Below are 6,258 nucleotides of genomic sequence, written 5' to 3'. Positions count from 1 at the left end.
GGGGAATGGGTAGAGTTAACAAGGGTTAGATCTCTTTTGAATGAAATTAAACTAAATAAAATCAAACTTAAACTTAAAAAAAACGTAGGCGTGTAACTTTAAATCATATCTAATTGCACAACTCAAAAATATGCTGTAGTTTAGCCATTCATTGATTCAGTATTAAATCCAACTATTTGATAAATGAGTACAAATAAAGAAGCCTGGGGTTCTCGGGTCGGACTGGTATTGGCTATGGCTGGAAATGCCGTAGGTTTAGGAAACTTTCTTCGCTTTCCTGTGCAAGCTGTTCAGAATGGTGGAGGAGCTTTTATTATCCCCTATTTGGTATGTTTTGTATTAATGGGTATTCCTCTCCTTTGGGTTGAATGGTCAGTAGGGCGTTTTGGGGGGCGTCAGGGTAATCACTCTACACCGTTTATCCTTGATACCATGGGTAAACGTAAGTTTTGGAAGTATTTTGGTGTATTTGGTATTTTTACCAACATTGCAGTAGCTGCCTATTACACCTATATCGAATCCTGGACACTTACTTATGTTTGGAAGTCTATCACAAGGGGTTTTGCCGGATCAAGCCCTGAAGCAGTTTCAGCCTACTTCGATTCCTATACCGATTCTTTTATGGGTATTCCTGTACCTGCACTTATCATTTATGTTATTACGCTATCTCTCAATATATATATATTATCTAAAGGCTTAAGTGGCGGGGTAGAAAAAGTGGCCAAATTTGGTATGCCTATGCTTGTCTTGTTTGGAGCTTTTCTTGCCATTCGCGGCATTACCCTGGGGCCATCTGGTGCACCAGAAGGTTGTACTGACTGTAACTCTTTCTTAGCATTAGATTTCTTATGGAAACCACAAGTATCCAGTATCTGGGACTTTAAAGTATGGATGGCCGCTGCCGGGCAAATATTCTTTACGCTCTCGGTAGGTATGGGTACTATTCAGTGTTATGCTTCTTATGTACGTTCTAAAGACGATATTGCCCTCAACGCAATGTCTGCCGGATGGATGAACGGTTTTGTAGAAATTGTATTGGGTGCATCTGTTGTTATTCCTATTGCAGTGGGTTACCTGGGGCTTGAGTGGGCACAAAACAATGCTGGTTTCTCTATGGCTTTTCAAACCATGCCTTACCTGTTTGACCAATGGGGCAGCGTACTGAGCGTAGTAGCTGGAGTAATGTGGTTTGGCTTGCTCTTTTTTGCGGGCATTACCTCATCATTGGCCATGGGTACTCCCTGGATGGGCTTTATGCAAGATGAGTTTAATTGGGGACGAAAAAAAGCCGCCTTATCGTTTGGGGTCATTACGCTTATTGTCGGTTTGCCATCAGTGATGTTCTACAGTCAAGGGGTCTTTGGAGAGTATGACTACTGGGCAGGAACCATTGCTTTGGTAGTATTTGCCCTGGCCGAAGTAATTTTGTTTGCCTGGGTGTTTGGCATGACCAAAGGCTGGGCAGAGATCAACGAAGGAGCTGACATTACCATTCCATCATTTTTTAAACCTATCATTAAATGGGTCACTCCTACGCTTTTGTTGATTGTATTCTTAGGCGCTTTGATAAAACCAGTAGGTGGCGATTGGAACAAGCTCTTTAACGGACAGTTTGCCCTTGCTGATGACAGTATCATTGGGCAAATTACTAATCAGGGAGTAAAAGCCAACAAGTCTTTCTTTGCCGATAGCTTTGAGAACGATGTAGAAGGTGAAAGTCTAGTAACCAAAATACAGGGTACTACTATACAGTTGAGCCAGAGTAAAAAGTACTACAAAACTCCTGAAGGCAAAATAAAAACATATGCCAATGAAAAGAGTATTACCCCTTTTGACTCTATGACTGTAATGCGGTCTATCAACGTGGCACAATATGGAGGCAAGAGCGCCAAGGTAATCATCAAAGAAGGAGACAAGGTGAAGTTTAAAGATAAAATAGCTACTGGTAGTTTTACCAATCAGATATTCTATATCAACCTTGGCCGTTTGCTGTTATTAGGCGTATTTATCTTTATTACGGTATTGGTATACCAAGCCAGTAAAAGAAGGACTAAAGAAAATCTGTAACCCTTCAAGTGTGAGCATTTACAAAACTAAAACATAAATTAAATGAGTACTTCAGCATTAATAATGATGATAACAGTACAAGTAACTGTTACTTTAACTATGGCTTATTTTTTTAGAAAAGTATTGACCACTCCTTCTAAGTCTAACTTAGAGGATGAATAATAAAATATAAGGAATGCGTAGCAATGAAGTCACTGCTACGCATTCTTATTTATAGAAGTCAGGTGCTAAGTTTTAAACCTCAAAAGCATCATACACGTATTCAAAATCAAGTATCTCCCTAAGATACACCTACCTTAACTAAATGCTTATGAAACGTGTAAAACTTTGGATACGTAATTATTTTGGATTTTCACGCAAAGAAACCAATGGCTTTATCATTCTTATGGCATTGTTGGTGGTACTGATTGCCATATTGCTGAGTAACCCACACCTAGGTAGTTTTAGTAAAAAGCAAGTAGACAATTCAGACCAAAGTACATTAGATAGTTTGGAAGCACTCATTGCCAAACAAACCGCTGAACTGGCGGCCGAAAAAAAAGAATACAAAAAATCTTCTGATTATATCAAAACCCCTCGCTACTCACGCAAAAAGAAATACAAAAAAACACCTGCCTACACTCCCAACGAATTTTTCACATTCGACCCTAACACTGCTACAGTACAAGATTGGCAAAAATTGGGGTTTTCGGCTAAAGTAGCCGGGCGTATTCAAAACTATGTATCCAAAGGGGGCAAGTTTCGCCAAAAAAGTGACTTAAAAAAGATCTATGGTTTTCCTGAAAGGGCTTATGATCAACTGGAGGCGTATATTCAACTACCAGACAAGTATGAAGCACCCAAAAACCGAAAGTACACCACCGCCAGTCCATTTGCTACCCAGGAAGATAAAACTGCACCGTTTGACTTAAACGAGGCCACTACCGAACAGCTGAAGCAAATCAAAGGAATAGGCGAAGCACTTTCTGAGCGAATAATCAGTTTCAGGAACCGTCTGGGGGGATTTTCTAACACTGAACAACTCAAAGATATTTATGGACTCAAGCCCGAAGTCATCTCTGCTTTATTACAATACGCTTCATTGACGCCCGCCAATATCAAAAAAATCAATGTAAATACTGCCAAATTTGAAGCCCTCAAAGCCCACCCTTATATCGGTTATAAATTGGCAAAAATCATTATCAATTACCGTGAACATCATGGCAATTACACATCAATCAAAGACTTGGGTAAAATCAAGATCATAGATGAAACCAAGCTTGCCCAACTTAAACCTTACATTGCTTTTTAACCTAAGTTAGCAGAGAAACAAAAAAATTGCATACCCTTCCCTAGAAATCAGAAAGGGCATGCAACTTTGTAGCTTATAGTCATCAACAAATCTTAACCGGTACTTGGCTAAAAACTTAGCAATTTTGCCAAAGATGCCACCACAGATTGGGTAAGCTGCCCTTCGATCCAGGGAATTTCACCCAAGCAAGGAACTTGGCTATAAGCCAGAATAGCTTCTTTGCTACTAGGCGTGGACTCACCATTAAAAATAATTCCTTTGATATCAACCTTATGTGCCTTAAGCAACTCTATAGATAATAAGGTGTGGTTAATGCTTCCCAAATAATATTTAGATACTAAAATAACCGGAATGCCTAGCTGCTTGATCAAGTGGATATTCAAAAATTCGTGGGTCAAAGGTACCATCAAGCCCCCAGCAAGCTCTACTACCAAATGGTTGCGAGTATCGGGGAGTTGTATTTTATTTGGCTCTATAGTTACCTCATCTATAGCAGCAGCAGCGTGGGGCGACATAGGTTTTTTAAACCTGTAAGCTTCAGGGTGAAATATCGCATTGTGGTTACTCACCAAAGCTTCTACTTTGTGGGTGTCGGAGTTGTCTAATTCACCCGACTGGATGGGCTTCCAATAATCGGCTTGCAATGCTTCGGCCACAATAGCTGACACTACAGTTTTACCAATTTCGGTATCTATCCCTGCAATAATATATTGATGTTTCATGTGAGATTAGTTTTTAATAGTTTCAATCATTCGTCGAAGCTCGGCTTCGGTATTAAAAGCATGTAAACATATCCGAAGTCGCTCTTGTTTAGCAGGTACTGTAGGGCTTAGAATTGCTTTTACATAAAAGCCAGCAGTTGCTAGTTTTTGCGATACAGCCATGGCTTGTGCGTTGCCTGGTACTATTACCCCTTGAATGGGTGAGGGGCTATCGAGTACTTGATAAGGTGTTTGCTGGCTCAATTGTTTTTGAAAAAAGTCAATCAAATATCGCAGGTGCTGACGTTCTGCTTTACAACCAGGCAATAACTCATAGGCAGCCTCTATGCTTAACAAAGAGTGAAAGGGCAATGAAGTGGTATAAATAAAAGAACGGGTAAAGTTGATGAGGTAGTCGCGTAGGTGATGGCTGCCTAATACTATAGCTCCATGGGTGCCCAATGCTTTGCCAAAAGTATGCATACGTAGCAAAACCCTCTCTTGCAGGTTTTCGGCTTGTACAACCCCCTCTCCCCTGCTGCCAAACACCCCCGTAGCATGGGCTTCATCTACAATCAGGTGGGCGCCATATTTTTCGGCCAAATCTGCTATAGCTTTCAATGGTGCCAGATCGCCATCCATAGAATATACCGACTCTACCCCAATAAAAACATTGCCTTCTGCAACGCCCAGCTTTTTTTCCAGATCTACCAAATTGTTATGTTTAAATCTCAACCTTTTGGCGTGGCTCAGGCGAGCTCCATCTATCATACTGGCGTGGGCAAGTTCATCAGTAATGATTGTATCTCCCCGATGGGCAAGTGCGGCAAAAATGCCTACGTTGGCATCATATCCCGAATTAAACAACAGCCCTGCCTCTGCCTGATGAAAATCGGCAATGCGTTGCTCCAGTTGTTCGGTATACTGAAGGTTGCCCGAAATAAGCCGTGATCCGGTAGCCCCTATAGTAGGGGTTATCTGGTTTGCTTGTGTTGCTTTTTGCTCAATCAACGCCTTGAAAGCGTCACTGCGTGCCATTCCAAGATAATCGTTCGAGCAAAAATCTATTAAATGGTGTTTATCTACCAAAGTACGTAGTAAACCATCTTCCCGGCGTTTTTGAAGGCGCTCATCTAAAAAATTCTGCGAAGTTTTTATCCTGTCCATATTTACTCAATTAGGCAACAAAGTTAGCAGTTAAATGCTTAAATTTGTGATAAGTTGCTCATTTAAACCCTTGCTTTATTATGTCTGAAAGATTTATTAACCCGTTTACCGATTTTGGTTTTAAAAAATTGTTTGGTGAAGAAAGCAACAAAGAGTTATTGATTGACTTTTTGAACGAGTTGCTCTACGACAAACAGCACATCACAGAGATTACTTACCTCAAAAACGAGCAAATGCCTAACAGTCCTTTAGACAGAAGGGCTATTTTTGACCTCTATTGTCAAAATGACCGGGGAGAAAAGTTTATTGTAGAGTTGCAAAAAGTAAAGCAAGAGTTTTTCAAAGACCGAAGCCTTTATTATGCTACTTTTCCTATTCAAGAGCAAGCCGTGACAGGCAGTGATTGGAATTTTAAACTAGAAGCAGTTTATACTATTAGTATTATGGATTTTGTGTTTAATAGGTTCCAGGAGGGTAATAGTAAGTTTAAACACCACATTCAACTAATAGACACCGAAACCCAAGAGGTTTTTTATGATAAACTGACCTTTATCTACCTCGAAATGCCCAAGTTTAACAAAACCGCTGATGAGCTTGAAACCCGCTTTGACAAATGGATGTATTTGCTTAAAAATTTATCCAGGTTTCACGAAGTACCACCAGCATTGCAAGAGCGTATTTTCAAAAAATTGTTTGATGCTGCTGAAATTGTTAAACTCAACCCAAAAGACCAACAGGCATACCGGGACAGTTTGAAACATGTATGGGACTTTAATAATGCGGTGAATACAGCTATAAAAGAAGGCAGAGAAGAGGGTAGAGAAGAGGGTAGAGAAGAGGGTAGAGAAGAGGGTAGAGAAGAGGGCAAAGTAGAGGCCATCAGAGAAACCGCCCGAAAAATGAAAGCCAAAGGCATAGATGTATCTACTATTCACAGCATTACTGGTTTATCAACAGAAGAAATCGAAGCACTGTAATTTTTACTTGTAAAACCCCACTACATTGCGTTAATTTGCGGGGTTTGCATAAAAA

5 protein-coding genes are annotated in these 6,258 nt (G+C 40.3%); 3 read left to right on the top strand and 2 right to left on the bottom strand.

Annotated elements, in window-relative coordinates:
- Positions 1-183: 183 nt before the first annotated feature.
- A complete protein-coding gene (locus M23134_RS33385; protein ID WP_002704423.1) occupies positions 184-2,067 on the top strand; it encodes a sodium-dependent transporter in 1,884 nt (627 codons plus the stop codon).
- A 310-nt stretch (positions 2,068-2,377) separates the two neighbouring features.
- Entirely contained in the window at positions 2,378-3,358 is a 981-nt protein-coding gene (locus tag M23134_RS33380) for a helix-hairpin-helix domain-containing protein (protein WP_045114849.1), read from the top strand.
- A gap of 107 nt (positions 3,359-3,465) precedes the next feature.
- On the opposite strand, the gene bioD is transcribed toward M23134_RS33380, so the two are convergent.
- Both bioD and M23134_RS33370 read right to left on the bottom strand, forming a co-directional pair.
- Positions 3,466-4,080, bottom strand: a complete 615-nt coding sequence (bioD, locus tag M23134_RS33375) for a dethiobiotin synthase (RefSeq protein WP_002704417.1) — start codon at positions 4,078-4,080, stop codon at positions 3,466-3,468.
- 6 nt (positions 4,081-4,086) lie between these two features.
- Positions 4,087-5,226: an aminotransferase class I/II-fold pyridoxal phosphate-dependent enzyme gene (locus tag M23134_RS33370; RefSeq protein ID WP_002704415.1), complete on the bottom strand. Its 1,140-nt coding sequence runs from the start codon at positions 5,224-5,226 to the stop codon at positions 4,087-4,089.
- Between the two features lie 80 nt (positions 5,227-5,306).
- Here M23134_RS33370 and M23134_RS33365 point away from each other — a divergent pair, with 80 nt between their 5' ends.
- Positions 5,307-6,203 carry an Rpn family recombination-promoting nuclease/putative transposase gene (locus M23134_RS33365; protein WP_002704413.1) on the top strand — a complete coding sequence of 299 codons (897 nt, stop codon included), beginning with the start codon at positions 5,307-5,309 and terminating at the stop codon, positions 6,201-6,203.
- The last annotated feature ends 55 nt before the right edge of the window (positions 6,204-6,258 follow it).

This window comes from Microscilla marina ATCC 23134 (assembly GCF_000169175.1).
Lineage (GTDB): Bacteria > Bacteroidota > Bacteroidia > Cytophagales > Microscillaceae > Microscilla > Microscilla marina.
This window is presented reverse-complemented; position numbering and strand designations above follow the sequence as displayed.